Source organism: Flavobacterium panacagri, assembly GCF_030378165.1.
Lineage (GTDB): Bacteria > Bacteroidota > Bacteroidia > Flavobacteriales > Flavobacteriaceae > Flavobacterium > Flavobacterium panacagri.
This window is the reverse complement of sequence record NZ_CP119766.1, coordinates 2,120,982-2,142,860: the sequence shown is the minus strand read 5'-3', so window position 1 is coordinate 2,142,860 and position 21,879 is coordinate 2,120,982. Positions and strand designations below refer to the sequence as shown.

General features: G+C 32.9%; 20 protein-coding genes. 14 read left to right on the top strand and 6 right to left on the bottom strand.

What is annotated here, in order from left to right; all coding sequences use genetic code 11:
* Nucleotides 1–59 precede the first annotated feature (59 nt).
* The 3 genes from groL to P2W65_RS09690 all read left to right on the top strand — a co-directional run bounded on the left by groL (nucleotide 60) and on the right by P2W65_RS09690 (nucleotide 6,133).
* A complete protein-coding gene (gene groL, locus P2W65_RS09700) occupies nucleotides 60–1,691 on the top strand; it encodes a chaperonin GroEL (protein WP_177210785.1) in 1,632 nt (543 codons plus the stop codon).
* 406 nt (nucleotides 1,692–2,097) lie between these two features.
* The gene (locus tag P2W65_RS09695; protein WP_289665196.1) at nucleotides 2,098–3,297 is read left to right on the top strand and encodes an alkaline phosphatase family protein; all 1,200 of its coding nucleotides are present in this window, start codon (nucleotides 2,098–2,100) and stop codon (nucleotides 3,295–3,297) included.
* A gap of 472 nt (nucleotides 3,298–3,769) precedes the next feature.
* Nucleotides 3,770–6,133 carry a hypothetical protein gene (locus P2W65_RS09690; RefSeq protein ID WP_289665195.1) on the top strand — a complete coding sequence of 788 codons (2,364 nt, stop codon included), beginning with the start codon at nucleotides 3,770–3,772 and terminating at the stop codon, nucleotides 6,131–6,133.
* Between the two features lie 271 nt (nucleotides 6,134–6,404).
* Here the strand turns inward: P2W65_RS09690 and P2W65_RS09685 are convergent, their stop codons facing one another.
* The 5 genes from P2W65_RS09685 to P2W65_RS09665 form a co-directional block, all read right to left on the bottom strand.
* On the bottom strand, nucleotides 6,405–7,244 hold the full coding sequence (locus P2W65_RS09685; RefSeq protein WP_289665194.1) for an oxidoreductase: 840 nt from the start codon (nucleotides 7,242–7,244) through the stop codon (nucleotides 6,405–6,407).
* A 91-nt stretch (nucleotides 7,245–7,335) separates the two neighbouring features.
* Nucleotides 7,336–8,244 carry a helix-turn-helix domain-containing protein gene (locus P2W65_RS09680; protein WP_289665193.1) on the bottom strand — a complete coding sequence of 303 codons (909 nt, stop codon included), beginning with the start codon at nucleotides 8,242–8,244 and terminating at the stop codon, nucleotides 7,336–7,338.
* Nucleotides 8,245–8,458: 214 nt separating this feature from the next.
* The gene (locus tag P2W65_RS09675; protein ID WP_289665191.1) at nucleotides 8,459–9,988 is read right to left on the bottom strand and encodes a SulP family inorganic anion transporter; all 1,530 of its coding nucleotides are present in this window, start codon (nucleotides 9,986–9,988) and stop codon (nucleotides 8,459–8,461) included.
* 310 nt (nucleotides 9,989–10,298) lie between these two features.
* A complete protein-coding gene (locus P2W65_RS09670) occupies nucleotides 10,299–10,511 on the bottom strand; it encodes a hypothetical protein (RefSeq protein ID WP_289665190.1) in 213 nt (70 codons plus the stop codon).
* Nucleotides 10,512–10,547: 36 nt separating this feature from the next.
* On the bottom strand, nucleotides 10,548–11,537 hold the full coding sequence (locus tag P2W65_RS09665) for a DUF6268 family outer membrane beta-barrel protein (RefSeq protein ID WP_289665189.1): 990 nt from the start codon (nucleotides 11,535–11,537) through the stop codon (nucleotides 10,548–10,550).
* Nucleotides 11,538–11,717: 180 nt separating this feature from the next.
* On the opposite strand from P2W65_RS09665, the gene P2W65_RS09660 reads away from it, so the two are divergent.
* The 3 genes from P2W65_RS09660 to P2W65_RS09650 all read left to right on the top strand — a co-directional run bounded on the left by P2W65_RS09660 (nucleotide 11,718) and on the right by P2W65_RS09650 (nucleotide 14,054).
* A complete protein-coding gene (locus P2W65_RS09660; RefSeq protein ID WP_289665188.1) occupies nucleotides 11,718–12,713 on the top strand; it encodes a sensor histidine kinase in 996 nt (331 codons plus the stop codon).
* The gene (locus P2W65_RS09655; protein ID WP_289665186.1) at nucleotides 12,689–13,402 is read left to right on the top strand and encodes a LytR/AlgR family response regulator transcription factor; all 714 of its coding nucleotides are present in this window, start codon (nucleotides 12,689–12,691) and stop codon (nucleotides 13,400–13,402) included. Before P2W65_RS09660 ends, P2W65_RS09655 begins: the two co-directional genes overlap by 25 nt.
* A 91-nt stretch (nucleotides 13,403–13,493) precedes the next feature.
* Nucleotides 13,494–14,054, top strand: coding sequence for a hypothetical protein (locus P2W65_RS09650; RefSeq protein WP_289665184.1), 561 nt, complete (start codon nucleotides 13,494–13,496; stop codon nucleotides 14,052–14,054).
* On the opposite strand, the gene P2W65_RS09645 is transcribed toward P2W65_RS09650, so the two are convergent.
* The gene (locus P2W65_RS09645; protein WP_289665182.1) at nucleotides 14,051–14,467 is read right to left on the bottom strand and encodes a DoxX family protein; all 417 of its coding nucleotides are present in this window, start codon (nucleotides 14,465–14,467) and stop codon (nucleotides 14,051–14,053) included. The genes P2W65_RS09650 and P2W65_RS09645 overlap by 4 nt on opposite strands.
* A 237-nt stretch (nucleotides 14,468–14,704) precedes the next feature.
* Here P2W65_RS09645 and P2W65_RS09640 point away from each other — a divergent pair, with 237 nt between their 5' ends.
* The 8 genes from P2W65_RS09640 (at nucleotide 14,705) to P2W65_RS09605 (ending at nucleotide 21,774) form a co-directional block, all read left to right on the top strand.
* Entirely contained in the window at nucleotides 14,705–15,169 is a 465-nt protein-coding gene (locus P2W65_RS09640) for a hypothetical protein (RefSeq protein ID WP_289665181.1), read from the top strand.
* 352 nt (nucleotides 15,170–15,521) lie between these two features.
* Nucleotides 15,522–16,748: a TMEM143 family protein gene (locus P2W65_RS09635; RefSeq protein ID WP_289665179.1), complete on the top strand. Its 1,227-nt coding sequence runs from the start codon at nucleotides 15,522–15,524 to the stop codon at nucleotides 16,746–16,748.
* A gap of 11 nt (nucleotides 16,749–16,759) precedes the next feature.
* Nucleotides 16,760–17,056 carry a hypothetical protein gene (locus P2W65_RS09630; protein WP_289665178.1) on the top strand — a complete coding sequence of 99 codons (297 nt, stop codon included), beginning with the start codon at nucleotides 16,760–16,762 and terminating at the stop codon, nucleotides 17,054–17,056.
* 22 nt (nucleotides 17,057–17,078) lie between these two features.
* Nucleotides 17,079–17,594 (top strand): DUF2199 domain-containing protein, encoded by a 516-nt coding sequence (locus tag P2W65_RS09625; protein ID WP_289665176.1) that lies wholly within the window; start codon nucleotides 17,079–17,081, stop codon nucleotides 17,592–17,594.
* Nucleotides 17,595–17,640: 46 nt separating this feature from the next.
* Nucleotides 17,641–18,105, top strand: coding sequence for an Mpo1 family 2-hydroxy fatty acid dioxygenase (locus P2W65_RS09620; RefSeq protein WP_289665175.1), 465 nt, complete (start codon nucleotides 17,641–17,643; stop codon nucleotides 18,103–18,105).
* A 7-nt stretch (nucleotides 18,106–18,112) separates the two neighbouring features.
* On the top strand, nucleotides 18,113–18,979 hold the full coding sequence (locus P2W65_RS09615) for a class I SAM-dependent methyltransferase (protein WP_289665174.1): 867 nt from the start codon (nucleotides 18,113–18,115) through the stop codon (nucleotides 18,977–18,979).
* 163 nt (nucleotides 18,980–19,142) lie between these two features.
* On the top strand, nucleotides 19,143–20,978 hold the full coding sequence (locus P2W65_RS09610; protein ID WP_289665172.1) for a TlpA disulfide reductase family protein: 1,836 nt from the start codon (nucleotides 19,143–19,145) through the stop codon (nucleotides 20,976–20,978).
* A 115-nt stretch (nucleotides 20,979–21,093) separates the two neighbouring features.
* The gene (locus tag P2W65_RS09605) at nucleotides 21,094–21,774 is read left to right on the top strand and encodes a metal-dependent hydrolase (RefSeq protein ID WP_289665171.1); all 681 of its coding nucleotides are present in this window, start codon (nucleotides 21,094–21,096) and stop codon (nucleotides 21,772–21,774) included.
* Nucleotides 21,775–21,879: the final 105 nt, after the last annotated feature.

Here is a 21,879-nt window from a genome sequence, read left to right as displayed (position 1 = left end):
TTAAGAATTAAGACTGTGATAAACTTGAAACAACTCAAACTTTAAATAAAAATATTAAAATGGCAAAAGATATAAAATTTGATATTGAAGCACGTGACGGATTAAAACGTGGTGTTGATGCATTAGCAAATGCTGTAAAAGTAACACTTGGACCAAAAGGTCGCAATGTAATCATTGGAAAATCATTTGGTGGACCAACTGTTACTAAAGATGGTGTTTCTGTTGCAAAAGAAATCGAATTAAAAGACGCACTAGAAAACATGGGTGCGCAAATGGTGAAAGAAGTGGCTTCTAAAACCAATGACCTTGCAGGAGACGGAACTACTACTGCTACAGTTTTAGCTCAGGCTATCGTAAAAGAAGGTCTTAAAAACGTTGCTGCAGGTGCCAATCCGATGGACTTAAAACGTGGTATCGACAAAGCGGTTGAAACAATCGTGGCTGACTTAGCAAAACAAGCTAAAGTAGTAGGAAGCGATTCAGACAAAATCAAACAAATTGCTTCTATCTCTGCTAACAATGACGAAGTTATTGGCGAATTAATCGCTACTGCTTTCGCTAAAGTTGGAAAAGAAGGTGTGATCACTGTTGAAGAAGCTAAAGGAACTGACACTTTCGTGGATGTTGTTGAAGGAATGCAGTTTGACAGAGGATATCTTTCTCCTTACTTCGTAACAAATCCTGAGAAAATGGAAGTGGAACTAGACTCTCCATACATTTTATTATACGACAAAAAAGTATCTTCTTTAAAAGAATTACTTCCAGTTTTAGAGCCAGTTGCTCAATCAGGAAAACCATTATTAATTATTGCTGAAGATGTTGACGGAGAAGCTCTTTCTACATTAGTAGTAAACAAATTAAGAGGTGCTCTTAAAATTGCTGCTGTTAAAGCCCCAGGTTTTGGAGACAGAAGAAAAGCAATGTTAGAAGATATCGCTATCTTAACTGGCGGAACTGTAATTTCTGAAGAAAGAGGTTATACGCTAGAAAATACAACTATCGAAATGTTAGGAAACGCAAAAAGAGTTTCTATCGATAAAGACAACACAACTATCGTAAGTGGTGCTGGTGAAGCTGATATCATCAAAAACAGAGTAAACCAAATTAAAGGTCAGATGGAAACGACTACATCTGATTACGATAAAGAAAAATTACAAGAGCGTTTGGCTAAATTAGCTGGCGGTGTTGCGGTTCTTTATGTTGGTGCAGCTTCTGAAGTTGAAATGAAAGAGAAAAAAGACAGAGTAGATGATGCTTTACACGCAACTCGTGCTGCTGTTGAAGAAGGAATCGTTGCTGGTGGTGGTGTGGCGCTATTAAGAGCTAAACTTGCTTTGGCTGACTTAAAAGCTGACAATGCTGACGAAGCTACTGGGATCCAAATCGTTTCTCGCGCTGTTGAATCTCCGTTAAGAACTATCGTTGAAAATGCTGGTCTTGAAGGATCTGTTGTTGTGGCTAAAGTTTCTGAAGGTTCAGGAGATTTTGGATACAACGCAAAAACTGACGAATATGTAGACATGCTTACTGCAGGAATTATCGATCCTAAAAAAGTAACTCGTGTAGCATTAGAAAATGCTGCATCTGTTTCCGGAATGATCTTAACTACAGAATGTGCATTAATTGATATTAAAGAAGAAAATGCAGGAGGCGGAATGCCAATGGGTGGCGGAATGCCAGGAATGATGTAATTCATTCTCTTCTTAAAACTTAAAAGCGCTGGATTTCTTATCTGGCGCTTTTTTTGTTTGCCACGAATTCACAAATTATTTTTTTCTAATCTTTGTGGTTATTTTTTTTTAGCCACGGATTACACGGATTAAAAGGATTCCTTTACTTAGGTGCCGCAAAGTTTTTTCACGCAGATTTCACAGATTTAAGCAGATTAATATAAATTTTATATTAATCTGTATGAAATAGAAATCCTTTTAATCTGTGTAATTTATGGAAAGCTTTTTTCACACAACGTATTTGCATAAATTCGTGAATTCGTGGCTATTCTTCTAGTCTATTCGTGACTTGCTTTTTTATTTAACATTCTCTTTTTCTTTAAAAAATCTGTTATCTCTAACTTTGCAGTTATAATAAATTCAAAAAATGAAAAAATATTCTACTGCGCTCCTATCACTACTTTTCTTCGCAATTTCATTCATCTTACAGGCCCAAAACAATAAAGACAATTATGTTGTTTTAGTTTCTATGGATGGATTTCGTTGGGATTATGGCAAAATGTATAATCTTCCAAATCTGAAACAAATTGAAAAAGAAGGCGTTCATGCCAAATCAATGAAACCTTCTTATCCAAGTAAAACTTTTCCAAATCACTATTCAATCGTAACAGGACTTTATCCAGATCATCACGGAATTATCAATAATGTTTTTTATGATGCTTCTTTAGATCAAGCGTTTTCATTATCAAGCAAAGCAAAAAATGATTCTCGCTTTTATGGAGGAAATCCGATTTGGAATTTAGCAGAAGAACAAGGCGTAAAAACCGCTTCTTTCTTTTGGCCAGGTTCTGATATTGACAAAAGAAATCCAAGTTATTTTAAAAATTATGATGGCAAAACTCCATACGGAGCTAGAATCGACACAGTTCTAAAATGGTTACAATTACCAGAACAAAGACGACCTCATCTGGTTACTTTATATTTTGACGAACCGGATCATTCTGGTCATAATTTTGGCCCGCTTTCTCCTGAAACCAAAAAAGCAGTAGTCAAAATGGATTCTATTATGGGCGAATTATCCCGAAGATTAAATGAACTTCCTATAGGAAAACAAATCAATTTAATCATCGTTTCAGACCACGGAATGGCCAATATCAGTAATGATAAAAAAGTAGCCGTTCTAGATTATTTAAAACCTGAATGGCTCGGATATAAAGATGTTGTTAATCCTATTATGAGCTTACAGGCTAAAGCAGGATTTCAAGATTCTATTGCTAAAGCCTTAAAAAAAGTACCACATATTAAATTTTGGAAATCTACAGAAGTTCCAAAAAGATTGCACTACGGAACCAATCCAAGAGCACATGATTTTGTAATTGAAGCTGAAAAAGGATGGAGTCTCGTAGGCAAAGAAAGTACTCATATAAAAGGCGGAACACATGGTTATGATAATAATGAAAAAGATATGCATGCAATTTTTTATGCAAAAGGCCCTGCTTTCAAAGTAGATAAAACTGTCCCAACTTTTCAAAATGTTTCCATTTATCCTTTAATTGCTCATATTTTAGGTTTACAGGTTGGTGAGATTGACGGGAAGTTTAGCGATGTAAAATCGATGCTTCGTTAATTAGAAAATGTGGCAATTTAATAATGAGTCAATTTGATAATTTTATTAATCTTTAAATTAATCAAATTGAATTGCATCCAGATTTATCTGGAGGAATAACCCCCCTCTTAAAGAGGAAAAGGCTTTAACCGAACTATAAAGTTTAGTTAAAGCCTTTTAATGTTTCAACAAGTGACCTCCAGATAAATCTGGAGGCAATTCAAATTATATCATCAGACAAATTTTCTAGTTGCCGCAGATTATTCAATCAAAATACTGCTGGTATAGCAATCGATTTCCTTTGTTCTAATTCTCTTTGAACATTTGCTGTTTTTTGACTTATAACACCAAAGGTAGCCAATTTTATAAATATTCATTTTATTTAATAAATATTTAAAAGATTATGAATGCTTTAACTTTTACAGATTAATATTACAATTAAATTTAAACCTATTATTACAAACATCATAATAGCCTTTAATATTTTCTTTGTATGAAATTAATCATCAGGTTTTTTAGTTTTCTATTCTGTCTACAATCTTTCGCACAGGCTATTTCCAACCAAGAAAAAATCACGAAATACCTAAACGACTATTTTTTTCAAGACCGCGAGATTATCCATGTACAATTCAATAAAAACTTGTTTACAAATAATGAAGATATTGCCTTTAAAGGATACGTTCTCAGTAAAAACAACAATATCCCAAACAGCAGGACTGTAAACATTCAATTAGTTGTTTATAATGAAGAGGAACAAATAATTCAGAAACAACTGCTTTTTGCACAATACGGCATTTTTTCTGGTGGCATTCATTTAAATGAAAAATTTAAACCTGGCAAATATCATTTTCATTTCTATACAAATTGGATGAATAATTTCAAGGAAGACGACTCTTTCAATCAGACCATTGAGATTATCGACAAAACCACTCCATATGCATTTCAAACCAATGAACCAAACTGGAAAACGGCAGAAATAAGCTTATTTCCCGAAGGAGGAATTATATTAAATGGCACCGTCAACATGATCGGAATTAAAATTGCAGACTGCAATAAAATAGGAATAGAAGTAGCAGATGGTGTTATTTTGGATTCCAAATCAAATGAAATTACACACTTTCGTACAAACCAAATGGGAAACGGAGTTTTTTATCTAAAAGCCGATTTAAATGAAAAGTATACGATTAAAATAAATAATGACAAACTAAAAATAACACAGCCTCTTGGGAAAATTGAAGAGACTGGACTCATATTAAGTGCTCCTAATAACCCCGGAAGAAACAATTTACTTGTTATTCTAAAGACGAATGAAAAAGGACTTCTGTCTTATCAAAATAAAAAATTCACTGTACTGATTCAACAAAACGGAAGTTCGATGCAGCAAGAAGTTACCTTCAGCAATAACAAAACAGAACAGCCTTTTTATTTTGACAAAAAATTTTTATCAAATGGAGTAAATACGATTAGAGTTTTGGATGAAGATCTAAATGAAATCACCGAAAGATTAACTTATATCGAAGAGAGCAAAAATCCGTCTACATCACTAGATGCAAAAATAACAACTAATGACAGCATTATACTATCTGGAAAAACAGATATTGCTAAAGCACATTTAAGTATTAGTGTTCTTCCTGAAAAAAGTGTGTGTATCAATCAAAAGAAAACACTTTTAGGAACTTTTTACTTAAATACTTATTTAGAAAAACCAGAACCTGATACTTATTTTTATTTTAATCCTGATAATAAAACCCGAAGACAAGATATAGAACTATTACTACTCAATCAGAACAAAGGAAAATACCTTTGGGAGAATATAAAATCTGGACCACCAAAAATTAGTTTTGAATTTGAAAAAGGAGTTACAATAAATGGAAAAGTAGAAAAAGATCTAAAACCGAATTCTCAAAACAAAATTTCTCTTATTGCATTAAAAAACAATTTATTTGATCAAACTACTATCGACCAAAATAATGATTTTAAATTTGAACATTTTTTTGTTCAGGATTCGACTGTTTTAGCTTTACAGATGACCAATGAAAAAAACGTTACTCAAACCACTAAAATAGAAGCACGAATTGCCCGAACCGAACCTAGGTTTGTTTTGGGACCATCATTCGAAAAAGCATTTTGCCCTGTCGTAAAAAGTTCTGACACTATTTTTAATTTTCAGCCCCCTAAAGCAAAAGCAACTGAATTAAAAGAAGTTGCAATAAAAAACAGCTTCAAAAAAGAAGTTTTTACTCATAAAGCCGACATGAGTTCCATGGCCAAAGCTTTTAAATTTGATGGCAAAGAATATGGAACTGTACTGAATTTCCTATCTTTAAATGGCTACAATACAGGTGTTAACCCAACCGACTTTACTGTATATATAAAAGAAAGAAGAAGTGCTTTTCTAGGTGAATCAGCGAGTTCTCCAAATGTATATATTGACAATTTTCTAGTCTTCGATTTCAATCAGCTTTTTAATCTTACGTTAGATCAAGTTGATGAAATTTACATTGATCAGACAGGAAGCTCTGATACTACAAGCGCAGGACATGGAACAATTAAAATTTTCATGAAAACCGGGCAGAAAAACGATTATTTCAAAGTAAAATTTACAACACTCATTGTAACAAAAGGTTTTGCAAGAGACTTCACTTACAAAACCGCTCCATTTGAAAATCAGGATGAATTGAATTATTTTGGTACTTTGGGATGGTTTCCAAACATAGAACTAAAAGATAATTTGGACTATCAAATCAAAATTCCTAAGAATCAGCAAAAAGAAATACAAGTTGTAATTGAAGGTTTTACTAATGACGGACAATTGATTTCAGAAGTTAAAAAAGTACCTATCGGAAGAATTTTTTAATTAGAAAATGTAGCAATTAGAAAATTAGATAATTCTTTAAATTAATCAAATTGAATTGCCTCAAGATTTATCTGGAGGTATGCTTTTGAAATATAAAAAAGGGCGTTAGCTAAACTACGAAGTTTGGCTAACGCCCTTTCTGATTAAGCTATTCTTTTCCTCCAGCTAAAGCAGGAGGCAATTCAATAAAATAGTAAACCTGACAGGTTTTAAAAACCTGTGGGGTTTATCATTGCATTCGGAATTTGGAGTTTTTTATTTGATTTTCTAATTAAAGCGCTGTTGAAACAGAAACCGATTTCCACTGTTCCAATTCTGCTTGAACGCTTGCAATTTTTTGGTTTGCCATATTATAAGCATCCTCTCCCAAAAACAAATGCAACGGCGGATTTTGATCTTCACTTGCTTTAATTAAGGCTTCTGCTAATTTTACAGGATCTCCAGGCTGATTTTCATTGATATCATCTTTGTGTGCACTCTCCGATTGTCTTACTTCCTTGTACTCTGCAATAGGATTTTGAGGCAATAATAATGAACTGTCTTTTAAGAAATCAGTTCTGAAATAACCTGGATAAACAATTGTCGCATGAACTCCAAATGATTTCACTTCTGCTGCCAAAGATTCTGTTAAACCAGCAACCGCAAATTTTGTAGAACAGTATATTCCCCAACCTGGAAACTCTCCATAATAACCTCCAACAGAAGAAATATTAAAAATATGTCCTGTTTTATTAGCGCGAAGAATTGGCATTGTATTTCTAATTACATTCAATAATCCAAAAACATTTACTTCGAAGTTTTTTCTAGATTCAGCATCTGTTAACTCTTCTAATGCACCTAATAAACCATAGCCGGCATTGTTCACTAAAACATCAATTGTTTTAAAATGATTGATAGTTTTATTGATTGCATTTTTAACACTTTTTTCATCAACCAAATCCATTTCTAAAGGAAGAAAACTTTCAGACAAATTTCCTAAAACTTTAATCAAAGCTTCTTCGCTTCTTGAAGTTGCAGCTACTTTAAATCCTTCTGCTAATAATTTTTTAGCTAATTCTAATCCAAGTCCTTTTGAAGCACCTGTGATAAACCAAACTTTTTTATTGTCCATGATTTTAATTTTTTAAGTTTTAAATACAGGACAAAGGTATTAGTGAAGTACTTCTCCAATATTGAAGCAATCAAACAAGAAGTTACAAAAATCAAACAATTTCTGTCAAACGGTAGATTTTAGGAGAAACCTGAACATTTTTTTTAAAAAAATTAATAAAATGAGACAATTCTTCAAAACCTAAACACCAGGCAATTTCATTAATATTCCAATTGGTTTGTTTCAATAAAATCATTGCTTCCTGAACAATTCTTTCTGAAATAATCTGTGAAGTTGTTTTTCCAGTGGTTTCTTTTAATGCTTTATTCAAATGATTGACATGCACATTTAATTGATTTGCATATTCTGAAGGGGAACGGAAATTAATTTGCTGCGAAATCGATTCAATCGGAAACTGGCGTTCTAACAATTCCAAAAACAAAGAAGAAACACGAATTGTAGCATTCGATTTACTGTATAATGAAGCAGTTACGGTCTGTGTTTTTAACGCAAGATGAATAATTTCGAAAACCAAATTTCGAAGCACATCATATTTAAAAGCATAATCAGAATTAATTTCTTCCAGCATTTTTAAATAAACCGTTTTTAAAGATTCTGCTAATTCTGGAGAAACTGGAACGACCGGATTACCGCCGGGCTGAAATAATGGATATTCTTTTAAATTCCCAAACTGACTAAAAAAAGCATCGGTAAAAATGCAGAAAAATCCTGTTTGGTTTTCATCAATATGTTCCCAGCTGTATGGAATTTGCGGATTGGCAAAGAATAAAGCCTGATCTTCAATCGCAACAACCTTATCAGCATAATGCACTTTGTTTTTTCCAATGATTAAACTGATTTTGTAAAAGTCTTTTCGCGTATAAGGCAAAGGATTACAAGTGCTTCCTATATAATCATCCAGTTTAAAAACATTAAAATGTCCGATTTCTTTTTTAAGATTTTCGGGCATCCCTTTTATTTTTACCGTATAAAAGTCTTCTAAAGTTTCTGTTAGTTTCATTTTACAAAGTTACAAAAATCAATCTTTTGTTTTTCGCCACGAATGCACAAATTTAAATCAATCCTTTTCTTTATTATTATGCAGAAATTACACAAAAATCACAGTCATATCTGTAGAAGCACACTGTGCGTCTCTGCAAAATACTAGAATGAGGCACAAAAAGAAACCCGACAGGTTTTAAAAACCTGTCGGGTTTACATATCGACTGAAATTTCTAACTCACCACTTTATAATTCGGATCTTCAATAACATTAACATTAATAACCGCATCGGCATTTTTGAGTAATTGTCGGCAGTCCGGACTTAAGTGCTGTAATTCTATAGTTTTATTTTCTTGTTTGTATTTTTTAGTCAGATTGTTCAATGCTTCAATAGCAGACATATCTGAGACCCTGCTTTCTTTAAAATCAATTACAACATGATTCGGATCGTTTTGTACATCAAATTTTTCCATAAAAGCAGTTATAGAACCAAAAAATAACGGACCGTATATTTCATAATGTTTTATGCCGTTTTCATCAATATATTGACGTGCACGGATTCTTTTGGCACTTTCCCAAGCAAAAACTAAAGCCGAAATAATCACTCCAATTAAAACCGCTAAAGCTAAATTATGAAGCACAATAGTGATAACGGCTACTAAAATACCCACAAAAATATCGTGTCTTGGCATTTTATTAATAATTTTAAAACTAGCCCATTCAAAAGTGGTAATGGCCACCATCATCATTACGCCGACTAAAGCCGCCATAGGTAATTTTCCAATTACGGGAGCACCAAAAAGTATAATAATTAAGATCGTTAAAGCTGCAATAATTCCCGAAAGCCTAGCTCTTGAACCTGCCCCAAGATTTACTAAAGTCTGCGCAATCATTGGGCAGCCTCCCATTCCGTAGAAAAAACCATTCAAGATATTTGAACTTCCCTGCGCGATGCATTCGCGATTACTGTTTCCGCGAGTACCTGTTATTTCATCGACTAAATTCAGCGTAAGCAAACCTTCTGTCAAACCAACAGCTGCCACAATTACTGAATACGGAAAAATCACTTTGAATGTCTCAAAAGAAATTGGAATATTCGGAATATGAAATGGAGGAAATCCACCTTGAACTGAAGCAATATCTTCTACCGTTTTCGTTTGGATATTAAAGACAATCACCAAAGCAAAAACAATCATAATAGCAACTAAAGAAGCTGGAACTGCTTTGGTAATTTTAGGAAAAATCAAAACAATAGCAACAGTCAACGCAACCAACCCTAGCATAACATATAAAGGAGTTCCTTGAAGCCAGGAAACTTGTCCGTTTACTACAGTTTTAAACTGCTCTAACTGTGACATAAAAATGACAACTGCTAGTCCGTTTACAAAACCAAACATTACGGGCTGAGGCACCAATCGAATAAATTTTCCGAGTTTAAAAAGTCCTATACAAATTTGCACAACACCACCCAACGCAACGGCCGCAAAAACATATTCTATTCCGTGCGATTTCATTAAGGCAATCAAAACAATTACCGTTGCTCCTGCTCCACCAGAAATCATTCCGGGCCTTCCTCCAAAAATTGCCGTTACTAATCCCGCAATAAAAGCGGCATATAAACCAACCAAAGGCGGAAATCCAGCCAGAATTGCAAACGACAAAGATTCTGGAATCATTGTCATAGCAACAGTTAAACCCGCTAAAATTTCGTTTTTATAATTGACTTTTTGAGTAAAATCGAAGAGTTGGAATGCTTTTTTCATAAGGCACAAAATTAGAAAAATAATGCGCAAAAAAAGCAGAAACCTTTCCGCAAAGGAAAAGTATTAGGGAACAAATTTAAGGAAGTAAAAATCGCTAATTTAAACCAGCTGCTCCAAAAGAAAAATAAAAATCGAAAGAATAAGATGTAACATCTGAATGTGTTTTTTATTTAAACCAAAAATTATCGTACAAAATTACTAAGAAGGCGAAATATACAGCTGCGTATTTCTACCCTTTTTTCAATAGCAATGGTAAAATTCAATAACAATAGCAAAATTCAATGAAAATGCAATTTTCAATTTTTAATTACTAATCAAGCCTTACACAGGTATAACCAAGACAATGCACATAATCCATAACATTATCACATTGAATGTCGATCCCTTCAACTCTTAAAATTTTATCGCAATCTTCCAGATCAAAATTAATTTTATAATCTGGAAACTGAGATTGTATAACTGTAATGACATAGTCTCGGTCTGACTCTTTCTGAACATTTGTTTTAAAAATCTCCACAATCATAACGTTCTCTTTTAGTTCTTCCAATGTATTCATCTCTTATTTTTGATTAAAAAGATTATAGGATATTCCAAATCTAACATACCCTTGTGCATCTTCTTTTTGATCGTAAACGTAACGGTTTGTTCGCTCTCCTTTTTCTGTAATTCGGGCACTAACTACATTATTGATACCACCTTTTGCAAATGCAATCAGCTTCGGAGTAAAACTATATTCGTAGGTAATTCCCGATTTTAGTTCCAATTGGTTCAGTTCGTAAACACCTTTTAAATTTGAGTTATTTAAATTTAAGTAAAAACTTTCAGTATTCAACTCTGTCCCGAAGGAAATTCTTCCGTTTTCTAACAATTCCCTTCTAAACAAAAGACGCTGCGGGAGAATAAAATCCATATCCCACTTAGAGTTTTTAAACTTATGATTTACAGACAATAGAGGCGTCATTGGCACGATTGAAGACGGATCGAGCAATACTAAAACCCCTGCCGTAATAGTTGTCGACGGCGTTCTTTTAAGCACTAAAACTCCCGATGCAAATCCTTTTAAACGCTGTAGTTTTTCTTTATCTCCATCAACTGTTGCTGTTGCACTGTAGATAGCAGGTTTTCCAAAAAGTGATGCCATATAAGTTGCCGTTAAAGCTCCTGCCCAATAATGGATATCGGCATTTTCTCTTCTATAAGTTTCATTAGTGCCATAATTGTAAATATCGCCAAACTCATAATTTTCGTATTTATAACGTAACGAAGTCGTTAAAACAAAACGTTTTGATTTTGTGGCATAAAACGGCAGGTTAAATGCTGCTTTAAATCGGCTGTGGCTTTCTACTCTTCCTCTTTCAAATTTATTTCCAAACATTTCCGAATTGTAATTGGAAGGCCCAAGCTGTTCGTACTGCACATCAAAAGTTCTAGTTGTCGGAAACTTATCTACTATTGCTTTTCCTAAAGTTTTCATGCCAGGTTCTTTTTCCTGAGCCATGGCTTTCAAGGAAATAAAGACAACTAAAACGGAAATGATTTTGGATTTCATAAAATAGAATATATAAAATTTGTTTTGGGATATATTGAAACTTGGATCCAAAAGTAAATGAGGCATTCTTATTATAATAGTATTTTTATACCAACGGCGTATGATTTATACGAACGGCGTTAGTATAATTTATCCTTTACAAAGAGCTAAAAACTATACGATTATATTATTTTTGCCGTTATGACGATCTCCAAACTTTATCAAAACTTTTTCCTGCGAAACCTGTTCGTAAATACACTGGTTTACTTAGTCATTTTAGCCTGTGTTTATGACGAAATAAAACTAGACGGACACAGCTGGTCTTACATTCTAAGCAAAATTGCAGTAGGTTATTTTCCTTGTATTGTATGGATTACCATTTTCAATATCTGCATTATCAAACCTGTTTTATTCAAAAGAAAGGTTAAATCGTTCTTTTTTCTTCTTGCAGCGTACTGGACGTGTTTCTACTTTTTTATGAACTGGTTTTTTCCTCTTGTTGGTTTAGGAAATTTTAAAACACTGCAAATATTATCGCTGATTATAAACGGAATGTTTTTCTATTTCATTCATGTGGTTATTACCAAAAAAATCATGGATGCCGACAAAGATATTATGAATTATAAATCGGAACTTTCGTTTTTAAAGCAGCAGCTGAACCCACATTTTTTATTGAATGCCATGAATAATCTGTACGGCGAGGCACTGGCAGAACCAGACAAAGTTCCGGACAGAATCCTGAATCTTTCGGATATGCTGCGTTATCAGATTGAAGCTTCTAAAAAAGATTTTGTTTCGGTCGAAGAAGAAATAGATTTCATTAAAAAGTACATCGAATATTATACATTCAGAAACGAAAGATTAACGGTCAATCAAAACATTGAAGGCGTTACTAAAGAAACCGAGATTCCACCTTTATTTTTTTTGCCTTTGGTAGAAAATGCTGTGAAATTTTCTGCCGAAATGCCTGAACCATTTATTAATCTAGATTTAAAAGTAAAATGTCGAAATTTGACTTTTACCATAAAAAACAATTATCTCGATTCGGGTTCGCGCCTTTCGAGTACGGGAATTGGAATTGAAAACCTTAAAAGACGTTTGGAAGTTTACGGCTTAAAACACAATTTAAGCTGCCAGAAAGAGAAGAATTTATTTGTTGTAAAATTGAGTATATGGCACTTACCTACCGCTGTCTAATAATTGATGACGAATCGCCGGCGCATAAAGCCCTGATTTCGCACATTTCCAAATTTGACGAACTGGAACATTCCGGAAGCGCTTTTAATGGTATGGAAGCTATAAAACTGCTCAATGAAAATCAATATGATATTATTTTTCTTGACATTAATATGCCCGTTATTTCAGGCGTAGAATTAATGGAATTACAGCCCAACCGCCCGCTTACGATTGTTACCACCGCTTATTCAGATTTTGCGCTTTCTGCCTATCAAAACGATGCAATTGATTATTTAATGAAACCTATTTCATTAGATAAATTCTCTAAAGCCATTGAAAAAGCCAAAACGTATCATTCTGGAAATACCATTAAAAAGGAAACCAGCAGTTCCGAAAAAACACTTTCATATCGTTCTAACGGACAAACTATTGAAACCTCTCTTGCCGATATTTTATATATTGAAAGCCTAGGGAATTACATGAAACTATACAACAGCAAACTGAAATCGCCTATTATTATTTACGGTTCACTCGCCAGCATAAGCGCCGAAATTGAGTGTTCGCATTTTGTACAAGTGCATCGCTCTTTTATTGTTAATACAACTAAAATTACTGCTGTTACTTTTAAAAATCTTACAATGTCTAATGGTGATGTTATTCCTGTGGGAAGAAAGTATCAGATTTTGCTGGATAATCTTTCTATTAAATAATTTGTGAATTTAGATAATTAGATATTTTTTTTGGAAAGCGTAAAATTTCAATTTTCAAAGCTTATTTTCGTTTAAAAATTTCAGGTAAAAAATGAGAAAATTTCTGTTTGTGATACTTTTACTAGCTCAAATTTCATTTTCGCAATCTATTTATGATAACGGAAAATGTATTAGGTCTAAAAATTTTTCAGAAAAAGAAAGACTTCTCAATTTCCCTTTTTCTAAATCTAAACAAATTAAAGTTATATCTTTAAAGAATAAAACTGAAGGATTTACTGGGGTAGAGTTAATGAGACACATCAATTCAATTGTATTAGGGAAAGACATCTTTAAACCTGAATATTATGATGAAACTGCCACTCTAAATACGGAACAGATAAACAAATTAACTGATATTGTTTTCAACTTTACTTATACACGACTCCCTCACGAATTTGTAGACACAATGTGTTATATGCCTAGAAATGCTATTTTATTTTTGGATTCAAATAATAAAATAATCGCTTATCTAGAAATTTGTTTCGGTTGCGACCATTACAAATCGAGCGATAAAAGACTAAATATTGGAGAATACTGTACAACAAAGTATGACATGCTAAAATCCATATTTGAAGAGAGCAATATTAAATACGGTATTTCTATTGTTGATTAATGTCTATTCCTAAAGTACCCAATCCCACCAGTAGACCACAAAGCCAAAAAAATCAGCACAGGTTGAAAAAACAATCGAATCAAACGAGCTTGATCTGTATCTAATCCAAAAGCAGAAGTTCCGTTTAGATATTGTGCAATATTACCCGGAAAAACTAACACATAAAATACCGCCAGCGCAATTCCCACTTGCACTTTATACTTCGTTAGAAATAACATGCTAAGCCCTAATGCTATTTCTACAATTCCAGAAAGAATAACAACTAAGTCTTTACCCAAGGGTATCCAATTTGGCACCTGCGCCTGAAAATCCTGTCTTTGAAAAGTAAAATGGCCAAAAGCGGCCGTGATCATAAAAATCCCTAAGAGAATTCTAAAGAAGTCCTGCATTTTAGTCGTTTGTGTATTTTCCATAAAAATCAATTTGTTTTATAAGAATCCTTTATCAAATTTAAGGCATAAAATGTTACTCTTCGTTTCATAGTATCTTTCATTTCATTGTATAATATCTATGTTGAAATCTGGTTAAAAAACAAATCAACAATCTTTGTTAATTTTTTTCTTCAAAAAAAACACTTTACCTGAATAACTTTTCTTACTTAATTGTCTAAATTAGCATAATTCACAACCACTAAGATTTTTTTATAACCAATGAGCATTTTTAATTTTTTTAAACGATCAGATATAGAATGTCCGAGATGTCTTGGAAAAGGATTTGTTGACCTTGAAGATATTATTCGTTTAAAAAGACAATTAAAATGGGTTCCTGCACCTTGCGCCTATTGCAATGCTACAGGAAGAATTGAAAAAGAAATGCTTTCTAAAGTTGCTGTAGATTGTATGTATCTCACTATCGATTTACCAGAATCAGTAATCGAAAAAATAAAAGAAGGCGACCAAGAAACCATAGAAAAAGGCCAACAACGTGAACGTTTTGTAGATCATCTTATACAATATGCAGAGCAACATTACCTCAATCAAAACATGGATGCCGAGAGTATTGCAAACTTGTATTTAAGCACTGAAGAAGAAAACGCCGCCTTTTCTGTTACCAAAGAAGAATTAATAAAATACGTTCAAGGCGTAATCAGTCTAAAAAGGTCAGAAAGGAATTGACCACAGAGAAAATACTCTGAATCTTTATCACTTTGTTTCTCAAAAAAAAAACTTAGTCCCTTAGTATCTTAGAAACTTTAGAAAAAAACCGTATAAATACGCATAGCTACGCTAATTTATAGTGGTAATATTGCTATGAATAATTTTTAGTTAGAATTTAGTTTTCCTCAAGAAAGCTTTTTTAAATTTTTTGTCACTTTTTTTGGAACATAAAATGGGATTTCAAATCGCTGGTAACGATTGGAAATCCCATTTTTTATTTTACTCTTTTTTACCCTTCTAAAATTTTAAACTTCAAACCTTTGTATCTTTGCCGCTTCCACGCCAGAAAAAATTAAAGCTTAGAATCGATATGACGCGAGAACATTATATTCCGTTTAACAAAGAGTTTTTATTAGAACAGCAGATTGCTTTAACAGCAGACCCCAAAAATGCCACTGATTTCCAAAAATTATTCGATATCATCGAGCATTATTATCATTACGAATCTTTTAATTTAAATCGGAACTTAAAGCAGCATTATGCCTTATATGATCCCGATTTAAGTGAAAAAGAACGCGAAGGTTTTATTGGCAAAAGTGATTTTGGTATTTTTAAACAAACACTGCTTACGGTTTTAGAAAGAGGCAATTACTACCGAATCAACGAAGAAACCTTAAAAGCGGCATTTGAAGAATCGGACTTAATTGGTTTAAGTCTGGCTATTGATTTTAATGCATTTAAAGATTTCGAATTATATGCCCGTGGTCATCATAAGGCTAAAGAAAAGGTGAAAAAATATTTTTTCTGGAAAAAGGAAGTCGAAATCGAATATTACGATCGTGTTTTAATTTACCTCAATTACAGCGATGCAGATTATCTCGCTGCAAAGAAAGTCAAATTAGGAAAAATGCCGATTGATCCGGGTTCTATTGCTTTAAAAATTTTTAAGCGTGTTCCTAAAAATGACCTAGAAACCACATTTCCAAATGCAGTTCCTAAAATGTCTCTAAAAGACAAAATGCTACTTTGGGTTCCAGGTGTTTTTGGTGGGATTTCACTTTTAAGTGCCAAAGTAATTCCGGCTCTTATCAATATGTATGACGCTTACCAAACCGGAGAAACTATCGATTTATTGAACAGTAAAACTTCCTTAAATCAGGGATTAATTGCTCTAGGAATTTTGGCAGCTTACTGTTTTCGTCAGTACAACAACTTTATAAATAAGAAAATTAGATATTCCAAAACACTTTCGGACAGTTTGTATTTTAAGAATGTCGGCAACAACAGCGGTGCTTTTTATTCGCTTTTAAATTCGTCTGAAGAAGAAGCCCTGAAAGAAACTATTTTAGCGTATGCATTCTTAAACAGAAGCCAAAATTCATTGACTGCTTCTGAATTAGATTTGCAGATAGAATCTTGGTTTGCTTCTCATTTAAAAACCGAATTAGATTTTGATGTCAATGATGCTTTATTGAAACTAAAAAGTATTGGATTAGGAATAGAAAACAATGGAAAATGGAGCGTAATCCCACTAAACGAAGCACTTATTACAATCGATGAATTGTGGGATAATGTTTTTCAGTACAATCAGAAATAAAGCTGTTGTAGATGAACAACTTAAAATCTTTTTCTCTTTTTACCATAACCTCTTTTATCCTAGCTTTTATTATGGCTAAATGCACGCTGCAATTTAGATACATAGAGGAATGGAGATGGCTTTATCATATTGGCTGGGTTTCATGCTGGGCTTTTCATATTATTTCTTTAGTTTTATCTTCTTTATTTTTAATTTTCGTTTTAAAAAAGGATTTTAATTTAAAAGTAAAACACCAATATATCTGGGTCGCTTTTGGATTATGTCCTCTCCTTTTCTGGATAATTATAGCAGGACTAATTACAATTTAATTCCCTTAAAAAAATAAAAAAAATGTATCACTATAAATGTTCTTGTTGCGGCGAATCTTTTGACGAAATGCCTTTATGTTTCGGCAATGAATTTCCTGCGTATTATTTTTCTGTTCCGCCTGAAGAAAGAGAAAATCGAATTGAATATGGCGGCAGCTGGTGTTATATAGATGAAGAACATTTTTTTCATAGAGGAAGATTAACCATTCCGATAATTGATTACCATGAGGATTTAATTTTTAATGTCTGGACTACCATAAGTGAAGACAATTTCTGCATCCGAATGGATTTATGGGAAGATCCAGATAGAGTGAATCAAGAACCTTATTTTGGCTGGATGCAGACAGAAGTTCCTACCTATGGCAAAACACTTTCACTTAAAACAATTGCAATTGAACAAGGATTAGGCCTGATTCCAGAAATTAAAATGATCGAAGAAAATCATCCCTTAACTATTGATCAGGAAAACGGAATATCTTTTAAAAAAGCTCTTTCTATCGTTGATGAAATTATGAAAATACAGCACGGTAAAACGTAAGAAAAATTTCATTAGATTTACAGCAACTAACTATAAAACCACAAAAATGAGAACATTAGATCAATGGTTTACCGAGTATGCTGTAAGTCACCAAAACCCAACCAACAAAGCGATACACTACATTTGTGTTCCCGCTATTTTCTTTTCTATTGTAGGGCTTTTAATGAGTATTCCGAGCGGGATTATTGCTGCTACTTTAAAACTAAATTTACCTATAATCGAAAATTGGGCTTTTGTGGTTTTATTATTTGTTTTGGTTTTCTACATCCGATTATCCATTGCAATGGCATTTAAAATTGCTTTGTTCTCTGGAATATGTTTGGTTGTCAATTATTATATCGGACAAGTTGTACCATTATGGGCATTCTCAATTGGCGTTTTTGTTATTGCTTGGATCGGACAGTTTTATGGACATAATATTGAAGGCAAAAAACCCTCTTTTTTAAAAGATCTTCAATTTTTATTAATTGGTCCAGCTTGGGTTGTAGAGAATTTGTTTTCAAAAAAATAAGATTACAATGAAAGCAGAAAAAACAAGTAGAACGGCACAATATATGGCGTTCTTTCGAGCATTAGAAACAAAGCGTAAAGACAGATTGTTTTTGGATCCATACGCGATTCATTTTATAGATTCAAAATTGAGACTTGCAACTCGATTATACCAATATCCCATTATTGAAAAATATATTAATAATACAATAAACCAAAAGATTCCCGGTGCTTTGTCTTCTGGGATTGCTAGAACAAAATATATTGATAGTTTACTGGAGAATGCGGTTTCAAAAGGTGTAAAACAAGTACTAATTCTAGGCGCTGGTTTTGATACGAGAGCTGTACGTCTTGATTTTTTACAATCTATTCCTGTAATAGAAATTGACCATCCCAATACTTCCAATTTTAAAGCCAAAATCTATACAAAACGGATTGGTAAAATTCCGCCTAATGTAACTTTTCTTCAAATTGATTTTAACAAGCAAAGACTAGATCAATTAGCATCAGAGCACAACTTAGACTTTTCAAAACCTACAGCAGTAATTTGGGAAGGTGTAACGAATTATCTAACGGAAGAAGCGGTAAAAAGCACGTTTTCTTTTATTTCTAAATTCGCGAACGGCAGCCACTTTATTTTTACTTACGTACACAAAAACATTCTTCAAAATCCTGATTCCTTTTTAGGCGGCAAAAAATTACTGCAAGACTTGGAAAAAATAGAAGAACACTGGACTTTCGGATTTCTTCCAGAAGAACTCTCAGGTTATTTATATCAATTCAATATTGAACTTATAGAAGATTTGGGTGCTGCTGAATACCGTGAAAAATTTCTTCCTAACCGCTCTGAAAGCGGCTATGAATTTTATAGAACTGCAGTTGCAATAAAAAAATAACGGATTCATTTTTATAAAAATATACTGTAAATACAGAATCTTACAAAATAACTGTGTGTTTTTTGCTAATATTTTCTTAATAAAAAAACAACTGATTGTATAATATTTAATTTTACAATTCGTTAAACAATTAAGAAACAAGCAAATAAAAAACCACAAAAAGATGAAAAAAATCTACATTTTGTTATTCTTTACCATTGTTAGCAATCTATTTTCTCAAAACGGAAAAATCTATCTCAAAAATTCAAAATTTAAAATTGGTGCCGAAAATACTTATGTGTATGAACCTTCAAAAGAACTGACCATTCCAAGTGGTGCTGTAGCAACCATTTTGGAGTCTTCCAGTGATGAAATTCAGTATAGAAATTTAATTCAAAAGGGGAAAAAATATGAATTTACTACAAAAGTCGCCGACTCTGCCAGAACAATTTTTGTGATAATTACCGAATATCAAAAAATCATAGACAGCAATAAAGATCAGGGCTATAATGTTTATCTAAGAACTCAGAACGAAAGGGAACTTAGCAAAACTCTTTTAAATGAAATTACTGTAAAAACTTATGCCGATTATCGTTTTAGATTAAACAAAACCTCAAAACCTGAAACAACAGTAGCAGCTTATGAAAGCCTATATAAAAAGTATCCTAAATTAAAAAGTGATAAAACGTATATAGCTTATCTCTATCAAAAAGATATGGCAACTCCTGGACAAAATAAGGATCTCAATTTAGCCTTTGCTGACATCTGCATTAAAAAAAACACAGAGGATTATCTCATTCTTGCTACTCAAGCCTATGACTTATCTAAAATGTCTGATGAGAAAGAAGAATTAGAAAAGGAGATTCTAGCCCAATATCCTACTGGTACATTAGCCAAAACTAAATTTATTAGACGTTTTTTCAGTCAAAAGAACAAAACAGAAGAATATGTGTTAAAAACAATAGACACTTGTAAAACAATATATAAAGACAGTTCAAAAGAAACTTTATCTTCATTTTACAGCAGCTTACTTTATACCTATCTTGAGGATAAAAATATGGAAAAGATAAAAGGTATAGAACCTTATGTTTATAATGCTGGCTACAGCTACAATAACTTTGCGTGGGGTTTGTCTGGCGGCGATCTTACAATGCCAGTACAACACATAGACTTTGCTACAAATCTTTCAAAAAGGTCATTAGATCTTCTAGAAGAAAAGAGAAAAGAAGGTTTTTATCCAGACTATCAAGGAATGTATAATATGTTTGCAGACACATATGCCTTGTTATTGTACAAACAAGGTAAATTTAAGGAAGCTTTTGAATACCAAAACAATGTAAAAAATGCTGGCGGATTAGATGCTGGCGGAAAAGAGCGTTATCTGGCCATGATGGAAAAGGTCAAAAGCAAAGAAGAAGTACGCAATTATATTGAAACTGAAATTAACGTTAATAATGCCTGTCCTCCAGTATTCATTTCTACATTAAAAGAAATTTATGTAGCACAAAATCTTCCGCTAGATAATTTTGAAAAGCTAAAAGAAAAAGCCGATAAATTATCCCAAGAAGAAAAAACTAAAAAAATTATTGAGCAATTCGGCAGCAAAACCCCTTCAGATTTTGTGTTAAAAAACATGGAAGGCAAAGAAATCAAACTTTCTGATTACAGAGGAAAAGTTGTAGTTCTGGATTTTTGGGCAACTTGGTGCGGGCCTTGCAAAGCTTCTTTCCCTAAAATGCAGGAATTGGTTACGAAATACAAAGAAAAAGAGGTTGCTTTCTTATTTGTAAATACATTCGAAAACAAAAAAGAAGACGTTGTTCTGAAGAATGTTACGGATTATATCACAGAAAAAAAATACAGCTTCAATGTGGTTTTTGATTCAAATAACGAAGTCGCTACCAACTACAAGATACAAGGAATTCCAACGCGAGTTCTTATTGGGAAAAATGGAGATATTCTATTTACAGATCATTCCAATACCAGTTTAGGAGAACTTATAGACGAACAATTAAAATAATCTTTTAAAAGATTCTAAAAACCCAAAATGCGCAGTAAAACTTACTTCGCATTTTTTATTGGTACTTTTATTGAACTAAAAGTCAATAACTTATTAATCTTAAAAATGTATTTTTATGAAAATAACTTATTACGGTCACTCTTGTTTTTCTGTTTTTGCTAACGGAAAACATCTTCTCTTCGATCCTTTTATAACACAAAACGAATTAGCAAAAGATATTAATGTTGATGCAATAAAAGCTGATTATATTTTTATCTCGCACGCACATTACGATCACATTCTGGATGTTGAAAGAATTGCTAAAAATACAGGAGCCAAAGTACTCGGGAATTTTGAAATCTATAACTGGCTCTTAAATAAAGGAATCCAAAATGCTCATCCTATAAATCCAGGAGGAAAATTCACTTTTGATTTTGGAACCGTTAAATGTGTGATTGCCCAGCATCCGAGCAGTTTTATGGATGGCAGTTATGGTGGTATTGCCTGCGGTTTTGTATTGACAACCCCAGACGGAAATTTCTATTACAGCGGTGACACTGCCTTGACTTTTGACATGCAGTTTATTCTGAAATTTACTAAACTTGACTTTGCCGTTTTCCCAATTGGTGATGGTTTGACAATGGGAATAGAAGAAGCTATTGAAGCTTCAAAACTAGTTGAGGTCAATAAAATACTAGGGGTTCATTATGATACTTTTGGTTTCATTAAAATGGACCATCAAAAAGCTTTAGATGAATTTCAAAAGGCAAATCTGAATCTTTTCCTGCCTAAAATTGGCGATACAATCGAATTGTAAGTTGCTGTATTTCGTTAAAAGTTATTTTTTTAGCGAAATAAAACTAGAAAAATATCAGTCAGATTCTGCCAAAGCTTGATTTCAATTATATTTTCAGTAGGCATT